22 protein-coding genes and 1 riboswitch are annotated in these 22,921 nt (G+C 69.6%); of the genes, 7 read left to right on the top strand and 15 right to left on the bottom strand.

The genetic code is table 11. The features are described from left to right. The first annotated feature begins 18 nt into the window (after positions 1 to 18). Positions 19 to 1,236 carry a glycerate kinase family protein gene (locus ACWDVB_RS35090; protein WP_451519017.1) on the top strand — a complete coding sequence of 406 codons (1,218 nt, stop codon included), beginning with the start codon at positions 19 to 21 and terminating at the stop codon, positions 1,234 to 1,236. On the opposite strand, the gene ACWDVB_RS35085 is transcribed toward ACWDVB_RS35090, so the two are convergent. The 6 genes from ACWDVB_RS35085 to ctaE all read right to left on the bottom strand — a co-directional run bounded on the left by ACWDVB_RS35085 (position 1,185) and on the right by ctaE (position 8,393). After that, positions 1,185 to 2,567 carry an aminotransferase class V-fold PLP-dependent enzyme gene (locus tag ACWDVB_RS35085; RefSeq protein ID WP_451519016.1) on the bottom strand — a complete coding sequence of 461 codons (1,383 nt, stop codon included), beginning with the start codon at positions 2,565 to 2,567 and terminating at the stop codon, positions 1,185 to 1,187. The genes ACWDVB_RS35090 and ACWDVB_RS35085 overlap by 52 nt on opposite strands. Before the next feature lie 220 nt (positions 2,568 to 2,787). Continuing rightward, positions 2,788 to 2,905, bottom strand: a riboswitch (SAM riboswitch). A gap of 96 nt (positions 2,906 to 3,001) precedes the next feature. After that, positions 3,002 to 4,066, bottom strand: a complete 1,065-nt coding sequence (gene trpD / locus ACWDVB_RS35080; protein WP_451519015.1) for an anthranilate phosphoribosyltransferase — start codon at positions 4,064 to 4,066, stop codon at positions 3,002 to 3,004. 130 nt (positions 4,067 to 4,196) lie between these two features. Further along, positions 4,197 to 5,831, bottom strand: coding sequence for a cytochrome bc1 complex cytochrome b subunit (qcrB, locus tag ACWDVB_RS35075; RefSeq protein WP_451519014.1), 1,635 nt, complete (start codon positions 5,829 to 5,831; stop codon positions 4,197 to 4,199). Further along, entirely contained in the window at positions 5,828 to 6,889 is a 1,062-nt protein-coding gene (gene qcrA / locus ACWDVB_RS35070; RefSeq protein WP_451519013.1) for a cytochrome bc1 complex Rieske iron-sulfur subunit, read from the bottom strand. Before qcrA ends, qcrB begins: the two co-directional genes overlap by 4 nt. After that, positions 6,886 to 7,695: a cytochrome bc1 complex diheme cytochrome c subunit gene (gene qcrC / locus ACWDVB_RS35065; RefSeq protein ID WP_451519012.1), complete on the bottom strand. Its 810-nt coding sequence runs from the start codon at positions 7,693 to 7,695 to the stop codon at positions 6,886 to 6,888. The genes qcrA and qcrC overlap by 4 nt, the downstream gene beginning before the upstream one ends. A gap of 77 nt (positions 7,696 to 7,772) precedes the next feature. Further along, complete coding sequence (gene ctaE, locus ACWDVB_RS35060; protein WP_451519011.1) at positions 7,773 to 8,393, bottom strand: aa3-type cytochrome oxidase subunit III; 621 nt, start codon at positions 8,391 to 8,393, stop codon at positions 7,773 to 7,775. A gap of 171 nt (positions 8,394 to 8,564) precedes the next feature. On the opposite strand from ctaE, the gene ACWDVB_RS35055 reads away from it, so the two are divergent. After that, positions 8,565 to 8,966 carry a hypothetical protein gene (locus tag ACWDVB_RS35055; protein ID WP_451519010.1) on the top strand — a complete coding sequence of 134 codons (402 nt, stop codon included), beginning with the start codon at positions 8,565 to 8,567 and terminating at the stop codon, positions 8,964 to 8,966. A 48-nt stretch (positions 8,967 to 9,014) separates the two neighbouring features. Here the strand turns inward: ACWDVB_RS35055 and ACWDVB_RS35050 are convergent, their stop codons facing one another. From ACWDVB_RS35050 to ctaC, 4 genes are all read right to left on the bottom strand, one after another. Continuing rightward, positions 9,015 to 10,262 (bottom strand): Ig-like domain-containing protein, encoded by a 1,248-nt coding sequence (locus ACWDVB_RS35050; protein WP_451519009.1) that lies wholly within the window; start codon positions 10,260 to 10,262, stop codon positions 9,015 to 9,017. A 135-nt stretch (positions 10,263 to 10,397) separates the two neighbouring features. Next, entirely contained in the window at positions 10,398 to 10,796 is a 399-nt protein-coding gene (locus ACWDVB_RS35045; protein ID WP_451519008.1) for a cytochrome c oxidase subunit 4, read from the bottom strand. Then, positions 10,793 to 12,535, bottom strand: coding sequence for an aa3-type cytochrome oxidase subunit I (gene ctaD, locus ACWDVB_RS35040; protein ID WP_451519007.1), 1,743 nt, complete (start codon positions 12,533 to 12,535; stop codon positions 10,793 to 10,795). Before ctaD ends, ACWDVB_RS35045 begins: the two co-directional genes overlap by 4 nt. After that, entirely contained in the window at positions 12,532 to 13,494 is a 963-nt protein-coding gene (gene ctaC, locus ACWDVB_RS35035; protein ID WP_451519006.1) for an aa3-type cytochrome oxidase subunit II, read from the bottom strand. The genes ctaD and ctaC overlap by 4 nt, the downstream gene beginning before the upstream one ends. 363 nt (positions 13,495 to 13,857) lie before the next feature. Between ctaC and ACWDVB_RS35030 the strand changes: the two genes are divergently transcribed. Next, positions 13,858 to 15,237 carry an aminotransferase class V-fold PLP-dependent enzyme gene (locus ACWDVB_RS35030; protein WP_451519005.1) on the top strand — a complete coding sequence of 460 codons (1,380 nt, stop codon included), beginning with the start codon at positions 13,858 to 13,860 and terminating at the stop codon, positions 15,235 to 15,237. Here the strand turns inward: ACWDVB_RS35030 and ACWDVB_RS35025 are convergent, their stop codons facing one another. Continuing rightward, the gene (locus ACWDVB_RS35025; protein WP_451519004.1) at positions 15,238 to 16,212 is read right to left on the bottom strand and encodes a carbohydrate kinase family protein; all 975 of its coding nucleotides are present in this window, start codon (positions 16,210 to 16,212) and stop codon (positions 15,238 to 15,240) included. Between the two features lie 132 nt (positions 16,213 to 16,344). Between ACWDVB_RS35025 and ACWDVB_RS35020 the strand changes: the two genes are divergently transcribed. Together ACWDVB_RS35020 and ACWDVB_RS35015 are read left to right on the top strand one after the other, a co-directional pair. Further along, positions 16,345 to 16,620 carry a hypothetical protein gene (locus ACWDVB_RS35020; protein ID WP_451612022.1) on the top strand — a complete coding sequence of 92 codons (276 nt, stop codon included), beginning with the start codon at positions 16,345 to 16,347 and terminating at the stop codon, positions 16,618 to 16,620. A 151-nt stretch (positions 16,621 to 16,771) separates the two neighbouring features. Beyond that, positions 16,772 to 18,295 carry a hypothetical protein gene (locus tag ACWDVB_RS35015; RefSeq protein ID WP_451519002.1) on the top strand — a complete coding sequence of 508 codons (1,524 nt, stop codon included), beginning with the start codon at positions 16,772 to 16,774 and terminating at the stop codon, positions 18,293 to 18,295. Positions 18,296 to 18,408: 113 nt separating this feature from the next. Here the strand turns inward: ACWDVB_RS35015 and ACWDVB_RS35010 are convergent, their stop codons facing one another. Next, positions 18,409 to 18,765: a HesB/IscA family protein gene (locus ACWDVB_RS35010; RefSeq protein ID WP_268770782.1), complete on the bottom strand. Its 357-nt coding sequence runs from the start codon at positions 18,763 to 18,765 to the stop codon at positions 18,409 to 18,411. Between the two features lie 256 nt (positions 18,766 to 19,021). Between ACWDVB_RS35010 and nadA the strand changes: the two genes are divergently transcribed. Together nadA and ACWDVB_RS35000 are read left to right on the top strand one after the other, a co-directional pair. Further along, positions 19,022 to 20,209: a quinolinate synthase NadA gene (gene nadA / locus ACWDVB_RS35005; protein WP_451519001.1), complete on the top strand. Its 1,188-nt coding sequence runs from the start codon at positions 19,022 to 19,024 to the stop codon at positions 20,207 to 20,209. Positions 20,210 to 20,313: 104 nt separating this feature from the next. After that, positions 20,314 to 20,523, top strand: a complete 210-nt coding sequence (locus ACWDVB_RS35000) for a hypothetical protein (protein WP_451519000.1) — start codon at positions 20,314 to 20,316, stop codon at positions 20,521 to 20,523. Positions 20,524 to 20,647: 124 nt separating this feature from the next. On the opposite strand, the gene ACWDVB_RS34995 is transcribed toward ACWDVB_RS35000, so the two are convergent. The 3 genes from ACWDVB_RS34995 to pspAA are packed head-to-tail and all read right to left on the bottom strand — an operon-like array spanning position 20,648 to position 22,897. After that, positions 20,648 to 21,328, bottom strand: a complete 681-nt coding sequence (locus ACWDVB_RS34995; protein WP_451518999.1) for a response regulator — start codon at positions 21,326 to 21,328, stop codon at positions 20,648 to 20,650. Then, complete coding sequence (locus ACWDVB_RS34990) at positions 21,325 to 22,569, bottom strand: sensor histidine kinase (protein WP_451518998.1); 1,245 nt, start codon at positions 22,567 to 22,569, stop codon at positions 21,325 to 21,327. Before ACWDVB_RS34990 ends, ACWDVB_RS34995 begins: the two co-directional genes overlap by 4 nt. Positions 22,570 to 22,618: 49 nt before the next feature. Next, the gene (gene pspAA / locus ACWDVB_RS34985) at positions 22,619 to 22,897 is read right to left on the bottom strand and encodes a PspA-associated protein PspAA (RefSeq protein ID WP_451518997.1); all 279 of its coding nucleotides are present in this window, start codon (positions 22,895 to 22,897) and stop codon (positions 22,619 to 22,621) included. Positions 22,898 to 22,921: the final 24 nt, after the last annotated feature.

Genomic DNA, 22,921 nt, shown 5'->3' with positions numbered 1-22,921 from the left:
ACCACCGAGGAGACCCTCATGCTGACCCGTTTCGCCATCGCCCCCGGCGGCTTCAAGGAGTCCCTGTCCGCGTCCGCCGCCGCCGAGGCCATCGCCGCGGGGGTACGCCGTGTCGTCCCGCACGCCGAGACCGACCTGATCCCGCTGGTGGACGGCGGCGAGGGCACGGCCCGCGCGCTGGCCGCGGCGGACGGCGGCCGCCTCGTCGCGCTGCCCGCCACCGGCCCCGTCGGCCAGCCGATCGGCACGCACTTCGCGCTGCTGCCCGACGGCACGGCGGTCGTCGAGATGGCGGCCGTGGCCGGGCTGTCCCTGGTCCCCCGCGATCTGCGCGACCCGGGCGCCACCACGACATACGGCGTCGGCCAGCTGATCCGCGCCGCCCTCGACACGGGCGCCCGCCGCATCCTGGTCGGTTGCGGCGACTCCGGCACCTCCGACGGCGGCGCGGGCGCCCTACAGGCGCTCGGCGCCCGCCTCCTGGACGCGGACGGCTGGGAACTGCCGCGTGGCGGCCGCGAGTTGACGCGGCTGAGCCGCATCGACGCGAGCGGCCTCGACCCCCGCCTCGCGGAGACCGAGATCCACGTGGCCTGCAACCCGTTCAACGTCCTGTGCGGCGAGCGCGGCGTGGCCCGCGTCTTCGGCCCCCAGAAGGGCGCCACACCCCGGCAGGTCGAGGAGCTCGCGGCGGCCCTGGAGCACTGGGCGTACGTCCTCACACGCGACCTGCGCGTCGATGCGGACCTCTTCGGCGGCCCCGGCACCGGCGCGTCGGGCGGCCTCGGCGCCGGTCTCGCCGCGCTCGGCGCCCTGCTGCTGCCCCGCTTCGACGTACTGCTCGGCCGACTCGACCTGGACGCCCGCCTTGCCCGCGCCGACCTGGTCGTCACCGCCGAGGGCGCCCTGGACCACCAGACTTCGTACGGCAAGATCCCCGCCGAGGTGGCCCGCCGCGCCAAGCGGTTCGGCCGCCCGGTCCTGGTGCTCGCCGGCACCATCGGGGACGGCGCGCACACCGTCCGCGCGCTGGGCGTGGACGCCTACAGCGCGATCCTGCCCGCCCCGGTGTCGCTGACCGAGGCGCTCGGCCGGGGCGGCGAGTTCCTCACCGACGCGACCGAGCGGGCCCTGCGGATGATCCGGCTCGGGACGCAGCTGTCCGGAGGCCGGCTGCCCGTGGGTCAGGCGGCGGCGCTGGTGTCCGGCACGCAGCGGCCGTCCTCGGTGCGGTAGCTCCACCGAGCGCCGTCCGCCACCAGCTCCTTGACGGCGCGTACGAAACGCTCGACGTGCTCGTCCGGGGTGCCCGCGCCGAAGCTCACGCGGATCGCGTTCAGCGACTTCTCGCCGGGCGCCGCCTCGGGGGCGCCGCACTCGCCGGGCTCGTCGGCCTCGCCGCCGAGGAGGGTGCGCACCAGCGGGTGGGCGCAGAACAGGCCGTCCCGTACGCCGATCCCGTACTCGGCGGAGAGCGCGGCGGCGAAGTGCGAGCTGTTCCAGCCGTCCACGACGAAGGAGATGACGCCCACGCGCGGCGCGTCGTCACCGAAGAGCGAGAGCACCCGCACGGCGGGCACCTCGGCGAGCCCCTCGCGCACCGTCTTGATCAGATGCCGCTCACGGGCGACCAGCTCGTCGAAGCCCGCGTCGGTGAGGGCCTTGCAGGCGGAGGCGATGGAGTAGACGCCGATGACGTTCGGCGACCCGGCCTCGTGACGGGCCGCGGTGTCGTGCCACTCCACGTCCACGCCGCCGCCTGCTTCCTTGGGGCGTCGCGCCACCTTCCGCGAGGCCCCGCCGCCCGCGAGGTAGGGCTCGGCGGCGCGCAGCCAGTCGGAGCGGCCCGCGAGCACGCCCGAGCCGAAGGGCGCGTACAGCTTGTGCCCGGAGAACGCGACCCAGTCGACGTCCAACTCCCTTACGGACACCGGGTGATGGGGGGCGAGCTGCGCTGCGTCGAGCACGATCCGGGCGCCGTGCGCGTGCGCGGCGGCGGCCAGCTCCCGCACCGGCCACAGCTCGCCGGTGACGTTGGAGGCGCCGGTGACGCAGACCAGGGCGGGCCCGTAGGGGTGGCGGTCGGCCAGCGCCCGTTCCAGGGTCTGCACGGCCTCGTCGGGGGTGCGGGGCGCGTCGAGGTACGTCACCTGGGCGTCCCGCCACGGCAGGAGCGAGGCGTGGTGCTCGGTCTCGAAGACGAAGACCTGGCAGTTCGCGGGCAGGGCGGCGGCGAGCAGGTTCAGCGAGTCGGTGGTGGACCGGGTGAAGACGACCTGGTCGTCCGCGCGGCAGTCGAGGAACTCGGCGACGGCCGTACGGGAGTTCTCGAACAGGTCGGTGGAGAGCTGCGAGAGGTATCCGGCGCCGCGGTGCACGCTGCCGTAGTACGGCGCGTACGCGGCCACGTCGTCCCACACCCGCTGCAGCGCGGGCGCGCTCGCCGCGTAGTCGAGCGCGGCGTACGTCACCTCACCGCCGGTGACCAGCGGCACGGTGACGTCCCGGCCGAGCACGGCCAGCGGGGCACAGACGGAGGAGTCGGCGGCGACGGCGGAAACAGACATGGCGGTATCTCCCTGCGGGCAAGGCGGAACGGCTGCGAAAGATCCCGTGCGGCAGCGCGACGGCTGTCCGGCGTACGGGTGTTGCCTCGACGCACGGCGCTCTTCGCCGGGCGGAGGGTGTGAAAAACGGGGCCGACAGGCCCTATCGCATTCGCTTGCTCACGAGACTGCTCCCTTGAGGACCAGGACCCCAGGGCTGTGACATTCACCGATGTCCAGGGGTCCGCGCTTGCCATACGCCTTGCTGCGTACGACCTGGTCTTCACCCGGGGCACCCCGCCACGGACGGAGGGTTGCCGGACAGCGGGCCGGGGCCGTAGTCGCTGTCACTCATGACCTGTCCTGCATCTTGCCACAAGATCTTCGACGCGCAAGGCGCGGTCCAGGATCCGGACCGCGCCTCGCGTCACATGTGTCGGCCTCAGGCCCGGTGATCAGCGGCTGCTGGCCGTCACCCACCGCTCCAGGGACTTCTTCGCGGCCCCGGAGTCGATGGCCCGAGCCGCCTTCGCCATGCCGACGCGGATCTGCTCCACCAGCGGCTCGTCGGTCGGCGCGAGGGCGACCAGCGCCGCCGCCGCGTTCAGCAGCACCGCGTCCCGCACCGGCCCGCTCTCGCCGTCGAGCAGCCGCAGGGCGACCTCCGCGTTGTACGAGGCGTCGGCGCCCCGCAGCGCCTCGACGGGCACGAGGCCGATCCCGACGTCACGGGGGTCGAAGGACTCCTCGCGCACCGCCCCGTCCCGCACGACCCACACCCGCGAGGTGGCCGTGGTCGTGAGCTCGTCGAGCCCGTCGTCGCCCCGGAAGACCAGGGCCGACGAGCCGCGCTCGGCGAGCACTCCGGCGACGATCGGCGCCATGCGGGCGTCGGCCACACCGGTGGCCTGGGCCCGCACCTTGGCGGGGTTGGTGAGCGGACCGAGGAAGTTGAAGGTCGTACGGATCCCCAGCTCCTTGCGGGCGGGCGCCACATGGCGCAGCGCCGGGTGGAACTTCACCGCGAAGCAGAAGGTGATCCCGGCCTCCTCGGCCACCTCGGCCACGCGCTGGGGCGTGAGGTCCAGGTTGACGCCCAGCTTCTCCAGTACGTCGGAGGCACCGGACGCGCTGGAGGCGGCGCGGTTGCCGTGCTTGACGACCTTCGCGCCCGTGCCCGCGACGACGATCGCGGACATGGTCGAGATGTTGACGGTCTTGGCGCCGTCGCCGCCCGTGCCGACGATGTCGACGCTCGGCCCCGGCACGTCGATGACGCGTGCGTGCGCGTACATGGCGCGCACCAGACCGGAGATCTCCTCGACGGTCTCCCCCTTGGCCCGCAGCGCGACCGCGAACCCCGCGATCTGCGCGTCGGTGGCCTCGCCGCGCATGATGCGGTCCATCGCCCAGGCCGTGTCGTCGGCGCTCTGGTCGTGCCCGTCGAGCAGGCCGTTCAGTACGTCGGGCCAGGAACGGCCCGCCGCGGTAGTGCCTCCTGCGGGGGTCACAGCGCTCATAGCCGCTCCTGGTCTTCGTCTGTGGGAAGGAGACCCCGACACGTCGGGGTGGGACCACCCTATCCAGCCTCCGGGACGGCAAAGAGCCCCGTCCATGCACTGGACGGGGCTCTTGCCGTGGCGACGGTGATCAGTGGTGGCCGTGGCCGCTGGTGATCTCCTTGTACTCCTCGGCGGTGGGCTTGGGGATCTGGCTGTCCTCGCCGTAGTAGCCCTTGGAGAGCTTGGCCCGGAGCTTCTGCGAACCGGACACCTTGCGCTCGACACCGTTCTCGTCGACCGTCGGGCCGATCTCGACCGGCGCGTACTGCTCGTGCGCGGTGAGCGTGTGCAGCTGCCCCTGGTCGAGCGGCTCGTGGATCTCGATGAACTCACCGTGCGGCAGGCGCTTGATGATGCCCGACTCGCGGCCGTGCAGCACCTTGTCCTTGTCGCGCCGCTGCAGACCGAGGCAGATCCGCTTGGTGACGATGAAGGCGATGACCGGTGCGACGAAGAAGGCGATCCGGACGAACCAGGTGATCGCGTTCAGCGACAGGTGGAAGTGCGTGGCCACGAGGTCGTTGCCGCCACCGATCAGCATGACCATGTACCAGGTGATCCAGGCGACGCCGAACGCGGTCCGGGTCGGGGCGTTGCGCGGGCGGTCCAGGATGTGGTGCTCGCGCTTGTCGCCGGTGACCCAGGACTCGATGAACGGGTAGACCGCGATCACGACCAGGACCAGCGGGAAGATGATCATCAGCGGGATGAACACGCCCAGGACGAGCGTGTGGCCCCACAGGTTGATCTCCCAGCCCGGCATGACACGGATCAGGCCTTCGGAGAAGCCCATGTACCAGTCGGGCTGGGCGCCGGTGGACACCTGGTCCGGACGGTAGGGGCCAAGAGCCCAGATCGGGTTGATCGAGGCGATCGCCGAGATGGCCGCGATGACACCGAAGACCAGGAAGAAGAAGCCTCCGGCCTTGGCCATGTACACGGGCAGCAGCGGCATGCCGACGACGTTCTTGTTGGTCTTGCCGGGACCCGCGTACTGCGTGTGCTTGTGGTAGAAGACCAGGATCAGGTGCGCCACCACCAGGCCCAGCATGATGCCCGGCAGCAGCAGGATGTGGATCGAGTAGAACCTGGCCACGAAGTCGCCGCCGGGAAACTCCCCGCCGAACAGGAACATCGACAGATACGTGCCGACGATCGGGACGGACAGGATCGCGCCCTGCATGAAGCGGACACCGGTGCCGGAGAGCAGGTCGTCCGGGAGCGAGTAACCGGTGAAGCCGGTGAACATGCCGAGGACGAGCAGCAGGAAGCCGAAGAGCCAGTTGACCTCGCGCGGCTTGCGGAAGGCGCCCGTGAAGAAGACGCGCATCATGTGCACGAACATCGCCGCGATGAAGATCAGCGCCGCCCAGTGGTGGATCTGCCGGATCAGCAGACCACCGCGCACATCGAAGGAGATGTGCATGGTCGAGTTGAACGCCTCGGACATCAGCTGTCCCTGCAGCGGGACGTAGCTGCCGTGGTACTCCACCTCGTTCATCGACGGGTGGAAGAACAGCGTCAGATACACACCCGTGAGGATGATGATGATGAAGCTGTACAGGCAGATCTCACCGAGCATGAAGGACCAGTGGTCCGGGAAGATCTTGCGCATGTTGGCCTTGGCCAGGGAGTAGATCCCAAGACGGCCGTCGGCCCAGTCGGCCACCCGCTCGCCGGCGGGTGCCTTCTTGTTCGAGTTGTTCGGGGGTGTGGTACTCATCCGCGCTCCCAGAAGGCAGGACCGACGGGCTCTTCGAAGTCGCCGAGCGCTTCGAGGTAGCCCTCCTCGTTCACACCGATGCGCAGCTGCGGCAGGGCGTGACCGGCCGGGCCGAAGATGACTCGGGCACCGTCGGAGAGGTCGAAGGTGGACTGGTGGCACGGGCACAGGACGTGGTGCGTCTGCTGCTCGTACAGGGAGATCGGGCAGCCCACGTGGGTGCAGATCTTGGAGTACGCCACGACGCCTTCGTGCGACCACTCGAGCTCGCGCTTGTCCTTGATGTTCTCCGGCTGAATCCGGACGATCATCAGGGCGGCCTTGGCGATCTGGGTCTGGAAGTCGTGGTCGTGCTCCGACATGCCCTCGGGCATGGCGAACGTCAGCGAACCGACCTGCACGTCCGAGGGGCGCAGCGGCTCGTGCGTGTTCATGTTGACGAGCTTCTTGCCCTTGGCCCACTTGGTGTGCCGGAGCTTGTCCTCGGGCAGCGGACCGAGGTCGCGCAGGAGGACGACACCGGAGAGCGGGACCAGGGCGAGCGCGCCGAACATCGTGTTGCGGATCAGCTTGCGCCGGCCGAACTGCGACTCCTCGGCACCGGCCTTGAAGTCGGCCATGACCTTGGCCCTGACCTCGGGCTCGGCCTCGATCGGGTGACGGTCGTCGGCGACCTCCACATCGGACATCAGGGTGCGGGCCCAGTGGACCGCGCCCGCGCCGATGCAGAAGAGGGCGACGCCGAGGGTCAGACCCAGGGCGAAGTTGAGACCGCTGATGTGCCCGATCGGCCAGACGAAGATGTTCTTGTCCGCCGGGATGGTCACGAACGAGGCGATGAAGCCGACGGTCGCCAGCATGGACAGCGTGAACATGAACGCGATCGCACGCTCGGAGCGCTTCGCGGCCTGCTCGTCGATGTCCTGGATGCGGTGCTGGTGGGGCGGGAGCCCCGGGTCGGCGAACGGGTGCTCGTCCGCGACGGCCACCGAGCCGTGCTCGGGCTCGGTCACCTGCTTGCTGGGCAGGTTCTCTTCTGGAATCTCTTGGCTACTCATGACTTCTTGGCCTTTGCGGTCCGAGCGGCGACCCACACGGCGACCGCGATCAGCGAGCCGAGACCGAAGATCCAGCCGAAGAGGCCTTCACTGACCGGACCGAGACCGCCCAGCTTGAGACCGCCGGGGCTCTGGGTCTTCTCGCCGTTGACCGCGTCGAGGTACGCGATGATGTCCTTCTTCTCCTTCTCCGGCATGGTCGTGTCGGGGAAGGACGGCATGTTCTGCGGGCCCGTCTGCATGGCCTCGTAGATGTGCTTCGGGGAGACACCTTCGAGCGACGGCGCGAACTTGCCGTGCGTCAACGCACCACCTTCACCGGTGAAGTTGTGGCACTGGGCACAGTTGGTGCGGAACAGCTCGCCACCCTTGGCGATGTCCGCCCCGTCCGGGCTGTACTGCTTCTCGGTCGGGACCGAGGGACCGGCGCCGAGCGACGAGATGTACGCCGCCAGCTGGTCGATCTGGGCCTGGTTGTAAATGACCTTCTTCTTGGGCGCCTGGGCGCCCTGCTGCTGGAGCGGCATGCGCCCGGTGCCGACCTGGAAGTCGACCGCCGCGGCGCCCACGCCCACCAGGCTCGGACCGTCGGAGCCGCCCTGACCGCCGGTTCCGTGGCAGCTGGAGCAGCCCACGGCGTAGAGCTTCTTGCCCTCGTCGATGGCGAGGGACTGGGCGGTGTCATCGGCTTGCGCCTTGTCCGCCGGCGCGAACGCGGCGTACAGCCCCCCGGTGGCCGCCAGCGCGAGGAGTAGGACGACGACCGCCGCCAGCGGATGGCGTCGTCGTGCGGAGAGCTTTTTCACGGATTACCCCGGTGTCAGGATCTTCTGCGTCGATGCTTCAGGAATGTGTCGGTACGTCGCGTGAGCGACCCCGCCGATTACTTGATCATGTAGATCGTGGCGAAGAGGCCGATCCAGACCACATCGACGAAGTGCCAGTAGTAGGACACGACGATGGCTGCGGTCGCCTGTTCATGGGTGAACTTCCTGGCCGCGTAGGTGCGCCCGAGGACCAGCAGGAAGGCGATCAGGCCGCCTGTCACATGCAGTCCGTGGAAGCCGGTGGTCAGGTAGAAGACCGAGCCGTACGGGTCGGAGGAGAGCGAGAGCCCGTCCTTCTTGACCAGCTCGGTGTACTCGAAGACCTGACCGCCGATGAAGACCGCACCCATGATGAAGGTGACGATGAACCACATCCGGAGCTTCTTCACGTCGCCACGCTCAGCGGCGAACACGCCGAGCTGACACGTGAGAGAGGAGAGCACCAGGATGGTGGTGTTCGTCGCCGAGAACGGGAAGTTGAGGGCCGAGGCCATTTCCTTCCAGTGATCAGGACCTGTCACCGATCGCAGGGTGAAGTACATCGCGAAGAGGGCCGCGAAGAACATCAGCTCGGAACTCAGCCAGATGATGGTTCCGACGCTGGTGAGGTTCGGTCGATTGACCGGCGGGTGCGCGTGCCCTGTATCTACTGTCGTTGCTGTCGCCACGACCGACATTATGTCGGTCGCTTATCCCGCCCTCACCCCGGGGGGTGCCGTTCGGAGTGTCTGCGGGGTGTGTCCTGCCCGTATGGCCCAGCGGAGGCCTGTCCGAACCGCTGTTGACGGGGTGTCGGGAGGAGTAGCATCCGCGAGCACTGCTCGACGTACTCACGTACTGGAGGAACAATGCAGCCGACCGCCACGGTGCTGGTCTACAGCGACAACGCGAGCACCCGCGAGCAAGTCCGGTTGGCCACCGGGCGCAGGCCGGCGACGGATGTTCCCGAGGTCGAGTTCATCGAGTGCGCGACGCTGCCCGCCGTGCTCAAGGAGCTGGACGGGGGCGGGGTGGACGTCTGTGTGCTGGACGGCGAGGCGAAGCCCGCGGGCGGCATGGGCGTGTGCCGCCAGATCAAGGACGAGATCTTCCAGGCGCCGCCCGTGCTGCTGCTCATCGGACGCCCTCAGGACGCCTGGCTGGCCACCTGGAGCCGCGCGGAAGCGGCGGTGACCCTTCCGGTCGATCCCGTGGAGTTCGCGGACGCACTGGCCGCCCTGCTGCGCAGCAGCCGGGCCGTGCGCGCCTGACGGGGCAGGGCTTCTCCGCGGCCCTCTGTACCGGCTTCTGCGGCCTCGCTAGACCCGCGGCCGCAGTCGGGCCGCGTCGGCCGCCGTGGGGCCTTCCCTGGTGCCGGAGAGCAGCGCGCTGCCCTGGCGCCAGCTCTTCCAGCCCATGTTCCAGTCGCCGAGGCCGTTGCCGAACGTCGGCATGTCCTCACCGGAGCTGTTGACGACCTTCACGAGGTCGCCCTGGCGCACGGTCTCGTAGAACCAGGCGGCGTTCCCGGTGCTCATGCCCGTGCAGCCGTGGCTGGTGTTGGCATAGCCCTGCGAGCCGACCGACCAGGGCGCGGCGTGCACGTACTCGCCGGAGTCGGTGACCCGCGTCGCGTAGTAGACCTGCTTGTCGTAGAAGTCCGCCGCGCCGATGCTGGCACTGGTCATACGTACGGAGTACTCCTTGCCCAGTACGACCTTGACGCCGTTGCGGGTGGAGTAGCCGGGCTTGCCCGTGGTCACCGGGATCGAGTTGATCTCCTCGCCGTTGCGGTAGACCGTCATCCAGTGGGACGAGGCGTCCGTCACGGCCTCGATCCGGTCGCCGGTGGTGAACTTCAGGGGCTTGGCGTCGGCGCCCCACAGCTTGTCGTCGACCTTGATGCCCTCCAGGTTGCTGGACACGCTGATCGTCGCCTGGGTGGGCCAGTACTCCTTGGGGCGGTAGTGCAGCGTCTTGTCGTCCACCCAGTGCCAGGCGCCCTCGACCGCGGGCACCGATCTGACCTTCAGGGCGCGCTCGACGGTGGCCCTGGCCTTCTTGCCCCTCACCTCGGCGTCGAGCGTGGCGATGACGGGCTGTCCGACGCCGTACTTGCCCGCCTCGGGGCCGAAGGTGACCTTCAGCCGCTTCTTCTCGGCGGGCGTGTCGGTGTCGAAGGTCATGACCTTGCGGCCCGGCGAGCCCTCCTCGTCCTCCGTGCTCACCCGCACCGTGTAGTGGGCGCCGGCCGCCAGCGGCGTGGTGCTGTGCCACCGGGCGCCGTCCGCGGAGAGTTCACCCGCCACGTACCGGCCCGTCGCGTCGGTGGCCGTCACATCGGTGATGCGTCCGTCCTCGCCCTGCGCGGTGACCTCCAGCGGCTTGTCCGGGTCCGCCTTCTCGCTGCCCACCGGGCCGTTGAAGTCGATCTGGCCGGCCGCGTCGTACGGCTTCGCCGAGAGCGGGTGGCCGTCGGAGCTGCCGCATGCCGTGGTCCCCGCACCGAGGGCGGCCACCAGCGTCGTGCAGCTCAGTACCGTGCGGATTCGCGGTGAGTGGCTCATAAACACACGGTAGGGACGTTCATCGGGTCCGGCGCGGTGAGTGACCCGTCCGAGGGCCGGGCGCGACACGCCGAGGGGCCCGGACACTCCTGACGGAGTGTCCGGGCCCCTCGGTGCGGCTCGTGAACTACAGACTCACTGGGTCTGGTTCTCGCCGCGGTAGTACTCGAAGACCCAGCCCCACAGACCGATGAGCAGGAGGGGAGCCGAGAAGTACATCAGCCACCAGCCGATGGCGATGCTCAGGAAGGCGAGCGCGCCACCGATGGCCAGGGAGAGCGGCTGCCAGCTGTGCGGGCTGAAGAAGCCCACTTCGCCGGCCTCGTCCGCGACGTCCGCTTCCTTGTCGTCCTGGGCGGAGGCGTCGACCCGCCGGGCCGTGAAGGCCAGGTAGTAGCCGATCATGATGCACAGGCCGAAGGCCAGGAAGAGCGCCGTGGTACCGGCGGGCTCCTTCGACCACACGCCATAGACGATCGCCATGACGAGGACGAAGACGCTCAGCCAGATGAACAGCTTGCCCTGGATCTTCACTTCGCGGCCTCCTTGTCGCCACCGAACAGCGCGGTGTCCTTCTGCCCGGCGTTCTCGATCTGACCGAGGGCGGCGATGTCCGGGTGGTGCAGGTCGAAGGCCGGCGATTCACTGCGGATGCGCGGCAGCGTGATGAAGTTGTGCCGCGGCGGCGGGCAGGACGTCGCCCACTCCAGCGAACGGCCGTAACCCCACGGGTCGTCGACCTCGATCTTCTTGCCGTACTTGGCCGTCTTCCAGATGTTGTAGAAGAACGGCAGGATCGACAGGCCGAGCAGGAACGAGCTGATCGTCGAGATCGTGTTCAGCGCGGTGAAGCCGTCGGCGTCGAGGTAGTCGGCGTAGCGGCGCGGCATGCCCTCGGCGCCCAGCCAGTGCTGGACGAGGAACGTGCCGTGGAAGCCCACGAACAGCGTCCAGAAGGTGATCTTGCCGAGGCGCTCGTCCAGCATCTTGCCGGTGAACTTCGGCCACCAGAAGTGGAAGCCGGAGAACATCGCGAAGACCACGGTGCCGAAGACCACGTAGTGGAAGTGCGCCACCACAAAGTACGAGTCCGAGACGTGGAAGTCCATCGGCGGCGAGGCCAGGATGACGCCCGTCAGACCACCGAAGGTGAAGGTGATCAGGAAGCCGACCGCCCACAGCATCGGGGTCTCGAAACTCAGTGACCCCTTCCACATGGTGCCGATCCAGTTGAAGAACTTCACACCGGTCGGCACCGCGATGAGGAATGTCATGAACGAGAAGAACGGCAACAGCACGCCGCCTGTGACGTACATGTGGTGCGCCCACACCGTCACGGACAGACCCGCGATGGCGATCGTCGCGGCGATCAGACCCATGTAGCCGAACATCGGCTTTCGGGAGAAGACCGGGATGACCTCGGAAATGATTCCGAAGAATGGCAACGCGATGATGTACACCTCTGGATGGCCGAAGAACCAGAAGAGGTGTTGCCAGAGCAAGGCGCCGCCATTGGCCGCGTCGAAGATATGGGCACCGAATTTGCGGTCCGCCTCCAGGGCGAACAGCGCGGCGGCCAGGACCGGGAAGGCCAGCAGCACCAGCACGGCGGTGAGCAGCACGTTCCACACGAAGATCGGCATGCGGAACATGGTCATGCCCGGCGCGCGCATGCAGATGATGGTGGTGATGAAGTTGACCGAGCCGAGGATCGTGCCGAAGCCGGAGAAGGCCAGACCCATGATCCACATGTCGGCGCCGATGCCTGGGGAGCGGACGGCGTCCGAGAGCGGGCTGTAGGCGAACCAGCCGAAGTCGGCCGCGCCGTTCGGCGTGAGGAAACCGCCGACCGCGATGAGCGAGCCGAACAGGTAGAGCCAGTAGGCGAACATGTTCAGCCGCGGGAAGGCGACGTCGGGCGCGCCGATCTGCAGCGGCATGATCCAGTTCGCGAAGCCGGCGAACAGCGGCGTCGCGAACATCAGCAGCATGATCGTGCCGTGCATCGTGAACGCCTGGTTGAACTGCTCGTTCGTCATGATCTGCGTACCCGGGCGGGCGAGTTCGGCGCGCATGAAGAGCGCCATCACTCCGCCGATGCAGAAGAACGCGAACGACGTGACCAGATAGAGCGTGCCGATCGTCTTGTGGTCAGTGGTGGTCAGCCACTTGATGACGACGTTGCCCGGCCGCCTGCGCCTGACCGGCAGCTCGTTCTCGTACGAGTCTGTTGGTGCTGCCGCGGCACCCTGGGGTTCGTTGAGGATGCTCACAGGTTGTTCGTCTCCCGGTTCTTCTCGTGGGGCGTCTGCTCGATGCCGGCCGGGATGTAACCGGTCTGGTTCTTCTTCACCAGGTCCTCGAGGTGCTGCTTGTAGCGCTCGGGGGAGACGACCTTGACGTTGAAGAGCATCCGGGAGTGGTCGACGCCGCAGAGCTCGGCGCACTTGCCCATGAAGGTGCCCTCCTTGTTCGGAGTCACCTCGAAGGCGTTGGTGTGGCCCGGGATGACGTCCTGCTTCATGAGGAACGGCACCACCCAGAAGGAGTGGATGACGTCACGCGAGGTGAGCACGAAGCGGACCTTCTCGCCCTTGGGGAGCCAGAGGGTCGGGCCGGGGTTGCCGTTCTGGGGGTTCCGTTCGCCGGGCGTGCCGACTTCGTAGACGCCGTTGGCCTTGGCCGGGAAGTCCTTGCGGAACCTCTCCGGGATGGCCTCCAGGTCCTTGGACGTCTTGGCGTTTTCCTTGCCGGCGCCCGGAACGTTCTCTACGTAGTTGAAGCCCCAGCTCCACTGGTAGCCGACCACGTTGATCGTGTGGGCCGGCTTCTCCTCGAGCTTCAGGAGCTTCGACTCGTCACGTGCCGTGAAGTAGAAGAGCACGGAGACGATGATGAGGGGGACGACCGTGTACAGCGCCTCGATGGGCATGTTGTAACGGGTCTGAACAGGAACTTCCACCTTGGTGCGGCTGCGCCGGTGGAAGATGACGCTCCACAGGATCAGGCCCCAGACCAGCACGCCCGTGGCGAGCGCTGCCGCCCACGAGCCCTGCCAGAGGGAGAGAATCCGCGGAGCCTCTTCCGTTACCGGGGTGGGCATTCCAAGGCGGGGGAAATCCTTGTATGTGCAACCGGTGGCGGTCGCCAGGATCAGGCCCGCAGTCAGCACCTGCGGCAGCTTCCGCCGCATCGGGCGCCGCGACGAGCGGTCGGAGCCGTTGGGACTCACGTAGCGCCTTCCCGAGAGTCTCGCCCGCGCGGTCGGCTGCGGCCTTCTCTCTGGTAGGTCGCCGCCCTCTGCGTCGGGCAGGGGTTTGGATGTTTATGCGGACCAAACCCTACTGGACGCTATTTGGGGTCGCGCGGGGAGGGTGCCTAACGCGCCGCGGGTCACTCCGAAGGGTGGGGCGGCGCGCTGTCGGGGCTTTCTGACGGCGGGTCGGGCGCCCAGGAGCTCGGCGGAATCTGTGGGTCCGCGGGCGCGGGCTCGGTGGGGCTGGTCGCGCCGTTCCTCGCGCCCCTAGGGGAGCGGCCCCTGCAGGGCGCTCCCCTAGGGGCGCTTCTCAGCAAGCGCACCGTCTAGCGTTGCCGTGTGTCCTACTTCGATGTTGCCTCCTCCGCTCCCCTTCATCCCGTTGCCCGGCAGGCCCTGCTGGCCTCGCTCGATGAGGGGTGGGCCGATCCGGGGCGGCTGTATCGCGAGGGGCGGCGGGCCCGGCTGTTGCTCGACGCGGCGCGGGAGGCGGCCGCCGATGCCGTGGGGTGCCGGGCCGACGAGCTGGTCTTCACCTCGTCCGGCACCCGTGCCGTGCACTCCGGGATCGCGGGGGCGCTGGCCGGGCGCCGCCGCGCCGGAAGCCACCTGATCGTGTCGGCCGTCGAACACTCGTCGGTGCTCCATTCGGCTCAGGCCCACGAGGCCGGCGGCGCGGCGGTCACCCGGGTGCCGGTGGACCGGGGCGGGGCGGTCGATCCGGAGGTGTACGCCGCCGCGCTGCGCGAGGACACCGCGCTCGCCTGTCTGCAGTCGGCCAACCACGAGGTGGGCACCGAGCAGCCGGTGGCGGAGGTGGCGGCGGCCTGTCGCGCGGCCGGGGTGCCGCTCCTCGTGGACGCGGCGCAGTCGCTGGCCTGGGGCCGCGTCGAAGGGGACTGGTCGCTGCTGACCGGCAGTGCCCATAAATGGGGCGGACCGGCCGGTGTCGGACTTCTCGCCGTACGGAAAGGGGTGCGCTTCGCCGTGCAAGGGCCCGTCGACGAGCGGGAGTCGGGGCGCGCCGCCGGGTTCGAGAACATTCCGGCGGTCGTCGCGGCGGCCGCCTCGCTGCGGGCGGTGCGGGCCGAGGCCGCGGCGGAGGGCGCGCGGCTGCGGGAGCTGACGGAGCGGATCAGGGCGCGGGTGCCCGGGCTCGTGCCGGATGTGGAGGTGGTGGGCGATCCGGTGCGGCGCCTTCCGCACCTGGTCACCTTCTCCTGTCTCTATGTCGACGGGGAGACCGTGCTGCATGAGCTGGACCGGGCGGGCTTCTCCGTGTCGTCCGGGTCGTCGTGCACCAGCTCCACGCTGACGCCGAGCCATGTGCTCAGGGCGATGGGGGTGCTGAGCGAGGGCAACATCCGGGTCTCGCTGCCCGTCGGGACCGATGCCGCGGAGGTGGAACGGTTCCTGGAGGTGCTGCCCGGCGTCGTGGCCGGGGTGCGGGAGAAGCTGGGCGCCCCGGTCGGGGCTCAGGCCCGTACGGAAGGGGAGTCGCTCGTCGTCGACGCGCTCGGCAAGCGGTGCCCGGTCCCCGTCATCGAACTCGCCAAGGTCATCGGGGACGTCCCGGTCGGCGGGACGGTGACCGTGCTCGCGGACGACGAGGCGGCGCGGCTCGACATCCCGGCGTGGTGCGAGATGCGCGGGCAGGAGTACGTGGGTGAGCGGCCGGCGGACCACGGCGCCGCGTATGTGGTCCGCCGGAGCTCGTGACTAGGCGAGGTGCGCCCGGACCTCACCGGCGGCCTGATGGCCGTACGCCTTGGTGAAGCGGTCCATGAAGTCGGTGCGGTGCAGCTCGTACTCCTGGGTGCCCACGTTCTCGATGACCAGGGTGGCGAGCATGCAGCCGAGCTGGGCGGCGCGTTCGTGGGAGACGCCCCAGGACAGGCCCGAGAGGAAGCCCGCGCGGAACGCGTCGCCGACGCCGGTCGGCTCGACCTTGGCCTTCTCCTCCGGCACGCCGACCTCGATCGGGTCCTGGCCGACGGCCTCGATGCGTACGCCGCGCGAGCCGAGGGTCGTCACGCGGTGGCCGACCTTCGACAGGATCTCGGCGTCGGTCCAGCCCGTCTTGGACTCGATGAGGCCCTTCTCGTACTCGTTGGAGAAGAGGTACGTGGCGCCGTCGAGGAGGGTGCGGATCTCCTCGCCGTCCATGCGGGCGATCTGCTGCGAGAAGTCCGCGGCGAAGGGGATCGCACGGGTGCGGCACTCCTCGGTGTGGCGGAGCATCGCCTCCGGGTCGTCGGCGCCGATCAGGACGAGGTCGAGCCCGCCGACGCGGTCGGCGACGGTCTTCAGCTCGATGAGGCGCGCCTCGCTCATGGCGCCCGTGTAGAAGGAGCCGATCTGGTTGTGGTCGGCGTCCGTGGTGCAGACGAAGCGGGCGGTGTGCAGCGTCTCGGAGATCCGGACCGAGGCGGTGTCCACGCCGTGCCGGTCGAGCCAGGCGCGGTACTCGTCGAAGTCGGAGCCCGCGGCGCCGACCAGGATCGGGTGGGTGCCGAGCTGCCCCATGCCGAAGGTGATGTTGGCGGCCACGCCTCCCCTGCGGACGTCGAGGGCGTCGACCAGGAAGGAGAGGGAGACCGTGTGCAGCTGATCGGCGACCAGCTGGTCGGCGAAGCGGCCGGGGAAGGTCATCAGGTGGTCGGTGGCGATGGAGCCGGTGACTGCGATACGCACGGCTGGGTGCTCCTGTGGAGGAGAGGAGGGGTTGACAGTTCACGCTACCGGGTCGAGACACCCACCCTGAAGAGGCAAAACTACCCAATAGTAGGGCTTTTTCCTGGGCGGCCAGATGCTTACGGTGCCGTTATGACCGTTATCTCGAAGGATGTCGTCATGAAGCGTTCCTCCGCCGCGCTCCCCGCCGAGACCCGCAAGGCCCGCGCGACCCGCAAGGCCCGCGCGACCCGCGAGACTCCGGAGAGCATGGAGACGCTGCGCGGCGACTGCGCCCGCATGGCTCCGCACTGGGCGGTGCCCGCCGCGGCCGCGGCCGCCCCCGTGCCGCCGTCCCTGATCCACGGCGTCACCGTGCCGCCGTCCTCCGCCCGGCTCATCGACGGGATGTCCGAGTACGGCGACTGAGGGAGACTGGTCCCGGGGCCCGGTACGCGTACAGGGAACCGTGCGCTCCCCCGCCGCGTCCCATCGCCGTCCCCCGTAAAGGGGAACTGGAATACGACGAAGCCCGCCTGTGGGTTTCCAGGGACAGCAGTGCAGTCGAAGGAGCGATGCGGTGAGCACCGAGCGATCCGTTCATGAGGCGGCCGAGCCGCGGCGGCGGCGTGCCCGTCTCGCCGTCGCCTCGGTCGCGGCCACGGTGCTGCTGATCGGCGGCGGTGGCGCGTACTTCGCCGCGACCGCGTCCGGCGGTGGCGGTGGCGGCGACCGGGGCAGCGATGGGGCCCCCGCGGGGGACGGCGGCGATCCGCCGCCGCTCGCGCTGGACGGCTACCCGGTCGGCGACCGGCAGAGCGGCGGCACCGGGAGCGGCACCGGAGACGGCACCAGCGGCATCGCGCCGGGCGAGCCGGACCCGAGCGGCGTCACGTACAGGGCGACCGGCAAGCTGCCCAAGGGCCCGGAGTCGGCCGCCGTCCATCACGCGCGCGGCGAGGTCACTCGCGCCGAAGTGGCGGCGCTGGCCGAGGCGCTCGGCGTCTCCGGCACGCCGACCGTACGGGACGGCGCCTGGCGGGTGGGGCAGGACAAGGACGGTTCGGGCCCCTCGCTCCAGGTGAACAAGCAGGCGCCCGGCACCTGGACGTACGCCCGGCACGGCGTGGGCGGCACGGACGACTGCCCCAAGGGCAAGCCCTGTTCAGGCACCTCCACCGCGCCGAACGGCGACGCGGACGACGCGGCCGGTGCCGTCGGCGAGCAGGCCGCCAAGGACGCGGCGGCACCGGTCCTCAAGGCGCTCGGCCAGGACGACGCGAAGCTGGACGCCCGCCAACTGATGGGCGCCGTACGGGTGGTGAACGCCGACCCGAAGATCGACGGCCTGCCGACCTACGGCTGGTCGACCGGCATCCAGGTCGGCGCGGACGGCCACGTGGTGGGCGGCAGCGGACAGTTGAAGGAGCCCGTCAAGGGCGCCACGTACCCGGTGATCAGCGCCCAGGAGAGCCTGGACCGGCTGAACTCGATCGGCGGCGGCGGACGCGTCGGCATCGGCGGCTGTGCGACTCCGGTGCCGCACGTCGACGACAGCACCAAGACGGAGGGCGGCGGCGGCTCGAAGCAGGCGCCCTGCGACCCGTCGTCCGCGCCCCCGAAGCCGCGGCCGGTGGCCGTCAGCGGCGCCACGTTCGGGCTCGCCACGCACTTCGTGGACGGCCGGCAGACCCTCGTACCGTCGTGGCTGTTCGAGATGAAGCCGCAGGGAGCGCGCGACACCTTCACCGTGACGCACCCGGCGGTCGCACCCAAGTATCTGACCTCGCCCAGCAGCCCCGATGCCCCCTCGCCCACCGAGAAGCCCGGTGGCGGGGAGAGCACGCGCAAGGCGGCCATCGAGTCCTACACCGCCGACGGCACGTCCCTGACCGTGCACTTCTGGGGCAGCGCGTGCGCCGACTACGCCGCGTCGGCGAGCGAGGACGGTGACCGCGTGAAGGTCGCGGTCACGGAGACCAAGCAGAAGGACGAGGTCTGCATCATGGTCGCCAAGGAGCTCTCGCAGACGGTCACGCTGGACAAGCCGCTGGGCGATCGCAAGGTCGTGACCGGCTCGGGCGAGACCGTACGGCGGAAGTAGACGCGCCGACTGGAGCGGCCCGCTGGAGCGGTAGCGGTACGCATGACCGCGGCGGCCCCCTGAGGCTCAGGGGGCCGCCGCGGTCGTACGCGTGTGTCCATGCGCCTTCAGGGTCAGCTGAAGGAGTCGCCGCAGGCGCAGGAGCCCGTGGCGTTGGGGTTGTCGATCGTGAAGCCCTGCTTCTCGATGGTGTCGACGAAGTCGATGGAGGCGCCGCCCAGGTAGGGAGCGCTCATCCGGTCGGTGACGACCTTGACGCCGTCGAAGTCCTTGACGACGTCGCCGTCGAGCGTGCGCTCGTCGAAGAACAGCTGGTAACGCAGGCCCGAGCAGCCGCCGGGCTGGACGGCGACGCGCAGCGCCAGGTCGTCCCGGCCCTCCTGCTCCAGCAGGCCCTTCACCTTGCCGGCGGCGGCGTCCGACAGGAGGATGCCGTCGTTCACGGTGGTGGTCTCGTCCGATACGGACATCTGCTTCTCTCCCGGGTTGTACGGAGACTGCTTGCCGACGGTTGCAACCGGCGGGGCCCCGGATTCATTCCGGGCCGAGCGCTTACGTCTTACCCCTTCATGCTCGCACATGGTTTCCCTGGGGGCACCGGTCCATGGACCGGCGAATGCGTCACATCGACACTATGGGCATCGTCAAACTGACGTGAAGCGGTTATGATAGATAACGTCAATTAGACGAAAAGTCGTCTGCAGAAGAGAAAGGGTAGGTGTCGTCGTGACCACCGCCCAGTCCCCCGTGGACCTCGACGTCCAGCCCACGCCCCTCGCGCTGCTGCTGCTCGGCCGCGAGGCCGACCCGAAGAGCGAGCGCGGCGTCGAGTGCCCCGGCGACCTGCCGTCCCCCTCCGACCCGGACCTGGTGGAGCGCGCCCGGGCCGCCAAGGAGAAGCTCGGCGACAAGGTCTTCGTCCTCGGCCACCACTACCAGCGCGACGAGGTCATCCAGTTCGCGGATGTGACCGGTGACTCCTTCAAGCTGGCACGCGACGCCGCCGCTCGGCCCGCCGCCGAGTACATCGTCTTCTGCGGTGTGCACTTCATGGCCGAGTCCGCGGACATCCTGACGACGGACGACCAGAAGGTCGTACTGCCCGACCTGGCCGCCGGCTGCTCGATGGCCGACATGGCCACCGCGGAGCAGGTCGCCGAGTGCTGGGACGTGCTGACCGAGGCCGGCGTCGCCGAGCAGGTCGTCCCCGTCTCGTACATGAACTCCTCGGCCGACATCAAGGCGTTCACCGGCAAGCACGGCGGCACCATCTGTACGTCGTCGAACGCCAAGCGCGCCCTGGAGTGGGCGTACGACCAGGGCGAGAAGGTGCTCTTCCTGCCCGACCAGCACCTGGGCCGCAACACCGCCGTGCGCGACATGGGCTTCTCGCTCGACGACTGCGTGCTCTACAACCCGCACAAGCCGAACGGCGGCCTGACCGCCGAGCAGCTGCGCGACGCGAAGATGATCCTGTGGCGCGGGCACTGCTCGGTGCACGGCCGCTTCTCGCTGGAGTCGGTCGAGGACGTCCGCGCGCGGATACCGGGCGTGAACGTCCTGGTGCACCCGGAGTGCAAGCACGAGGTCGTGGCCGCCGCCGACTACGTGGGCTCCACGGAGCACATCATCAAGACCCTGGAGGCCGCGCCCGCCGGGTCGAAGTGGGCCATCGGGACCGAGCTGAATCTCGTACGCCGCCTGGCGAATCGTTTCGCCGCCGAGGACAAGGAGATCGTCTTCCTCGACAAGACGGTCTGCTTCTGCTCGACCATGAACCGGATCGACCTGCCGCACCTGGTCTGGACGCTGGAGTCGCTGGCCGAGGGCAACCTCGTCAACCAGATCGAGGTGGACCGGGAGACCGAGCAGTTCGCGAAGCTGGCGCTGGAGCGGATGCTGGCGCTGCCGTAGGTCTCGGGTTTCTTGTGGTGATGTAAGGGGCGTCCGCCATCGCGGGCGCCCCTTACCGCGTTCTACGCTCCTTCAGCACCGCGCCCAGTGCCTACGCGTCCGGGGTGGGCTCCGCGCTGCTCGGCACGGCGCAGAGCGCGCTGGGCGCGGTGGTCGCGCCGCTGGTGGGGCTCGGCGGGGAGCACACGGCGGTACCGCTGTTCTGCGGGATGGCCCTGTGCAGCGCGCTGGCCGTGCTGGCGCTGCGCCTGACGCGGAACACGCAAGGGACGCCCCTTGAGGAGAGGGACGTCCCTTCCACCGCGCGGGGTTGAGACCGGCTGGTGCCGAGCTTCGACTCCTGCTCGGTGTTCAGGGCTTCCTGCTCGCCCTGGCGGAGCCTGCCGCGGTCATTTGTCACGCCCCGCCTCCCGCGTGCGCAGTACGCCGTCCCTCGCGTCACTCCACCCTTGGGCGCACCAGACCTGATTCGTAGGCGATGACGACCAGTTGGGCCCGGTCGCGCGCGCCGAGCTTCGCCATCGCGCGGTTCACATGGGTCTTCACGGTGAGCGGGCTGACTTCGAGGCGCTCGGCGATCTCGTCGTTCGAGTGGCCGCCTGCGACCTGTACGAGGACCTCCCGCTCACGGGTGGTGAGCGCGGCGAGCCGCTCGGCCCGCGCCGGCGCGTCCCCGTCCGGACCGTCGCCCTGGGCAAGGAACTTGGCGATCAGCCCCTTGGTGGCCACCGGCGAGAGCAGCGCCTCGCCCGCCGCGGCTATGCGGATGGCGCCGAGGAGCTCGTCGGGCTCCGCGCCCTTGCCGAGGAACCCGGAGGCGCCCGCGCGCAGCGACTGCACCACGTACTCGTCGACCTCGAAGGTCGTCAGCATCACCACGCGTACGTGGGTCAGGGCCGGGTCGGCGCTGATCTCACGGGTGGCGGCGAGACCGTCCGTGCCGGGCATGCGGATGTCCATCAGGACCACGTCGGCCCGCTCCGACCTGGCGAGCCGCACCGCCTCGGCGCCGTCGGACGCCTCGCCGACCACCTCCATGTCGGGCTCGGAGTCGACGAGCACCTTGAACGCGCTGCGCAGCAGCGCCTGGTCGTCGGCGAGCAGTACGCGGATCGTCACGCGGTCCCTCCCTCTGCTGTGGTGACGGGGGTGACGACGGGCAGGATCGCATGGACGCGGAAGCCGCCGCCGTAGCGGGGGCCCGCGGAGCAGCTGCCGCCGAGGGCCGTGACGCGTTCGCGCATGCCGAGCAGGCCGTGGCCGCCGCCGTCGGTGTTGTGCTTCTTCTCGCCGTCGCCGCCCTTGCCGTGGCCGGGGCCGTCGTCGATGACGGTGACCTCGACGTTCGGGCCCACGCGGACGACGCTGACCTCGGCCTTGGCGTCGCGCCCCGCGTGCTTCTGTACGTTGGTGAGCGCCTCCTGGATGATCCTGAACGCGGCGAGGTCGACGGCCGCGGGCAGGTCGAGGCCGACCTGCCCGAGGGCCACCTCCACGGGCAGGCCCGCGTTGCGGAACGTCTCGACGAGCTCGTCGAGCCGGTGCAGGCCGGGGGCGGGTTCGGTGGGCGCCTCTGGGTCGCCGGTCTGCCGCAACAGGCCGACGGTGGCGCGGAGTTCGTTGAGCGCGGAGCGGCTGGCGTCGCGTACGTGCGAGAGGGCTTCCTTCGCCTGGTCGGGCCGCTTGTCCATGACGTGCGCGGCGACGCCCGCCTGCACGTTGACCAGGGCGATGTGGTGGGCGACCACGTCGTGCAGATCACGGGCGATGCGCAGCCGCTCCTCGGCGACGCGGCGCCTGGCCTCTTCCTCCCGGGTGCGCTCGGCCCGCTCGGCGCGCTCCCTGATGGCGTCCACGAAGGCGCGGCGGCTGCGCACCGCGTCGCCCGCGGCGGCGGCCATGCCGGTCCAGGCGAAGATGCCGAGGTTCTCCTGGGCGTACCAGGGCAGCGGTCCCGAGAGCATCGCGACGCCGGTGAGGCCCGCCATGGTGACCAGGCCGATCCGCCAGGTCGTGGAGCGGTCGGTGGTGGCGGCGACGGTGAACAGCGCGATGACCGCGCACATCACGACGGGGGCGCGGGGGTCGCCCGTGAGCAGCTCCGTGATGGAGGCGGCACAGGTCACGGCGAGCACCGCCCAGGGGGCGCGGCGGCGGAAGACCAGCGCGAGGGCGCCGAGGGCCATCAGGAGCAGGCTGGGGGCGTCGGGGGTGCGGGTGCCCCAGGTGGGGCCGTGCTCTCCGTAGGGCTCGGCGAAGGAGCCGACGACCATGCAGACAAGGACGACGGTGGCCAGCGCCGCGTCCACCGCCAGCGGGTGCGTCCGGGCCCAGCAGCGGCCTTTACCTAGCGTGGTCACTTCCCGCTCTTCTGTGTGTCTCCCGCTGCGGGTCCGCCGCGCCTGTGGATCAGCCGGGGATCAGGCCGTCGTCGCTCAGCATCTGCCGGACCTCGTCGATCGTCGCGTCCGGGGCGGGAAGGATCAGTTCGGACGGTTCGAGGGCGTCGTCCGGGAGGGGTTCGCCGAGCTCCCGGACCTTGTCCAGGAGCGCGTGCAGCGTGCGACGGAAGCCGACGGAGTCGCCGCCCTCCATCTCCTCCAGCAGTTCGTCGTCCAGCTTGTTCAGCTCGGCGAAGTGGCTGTCGGCCAGCTTCACCTGCCCCTCCCCCATGATCCGTACGATCATGTCGCCCTCCTCGGCTCCTGCTCG

The organism is Streptomyces sp. NPDC003379 (assembly GCF_053589195.1).
Note: the sequence above shows the minus strand (reverse complement) of the source record. Positions and strands in the feature narration are given on the sequence as shown.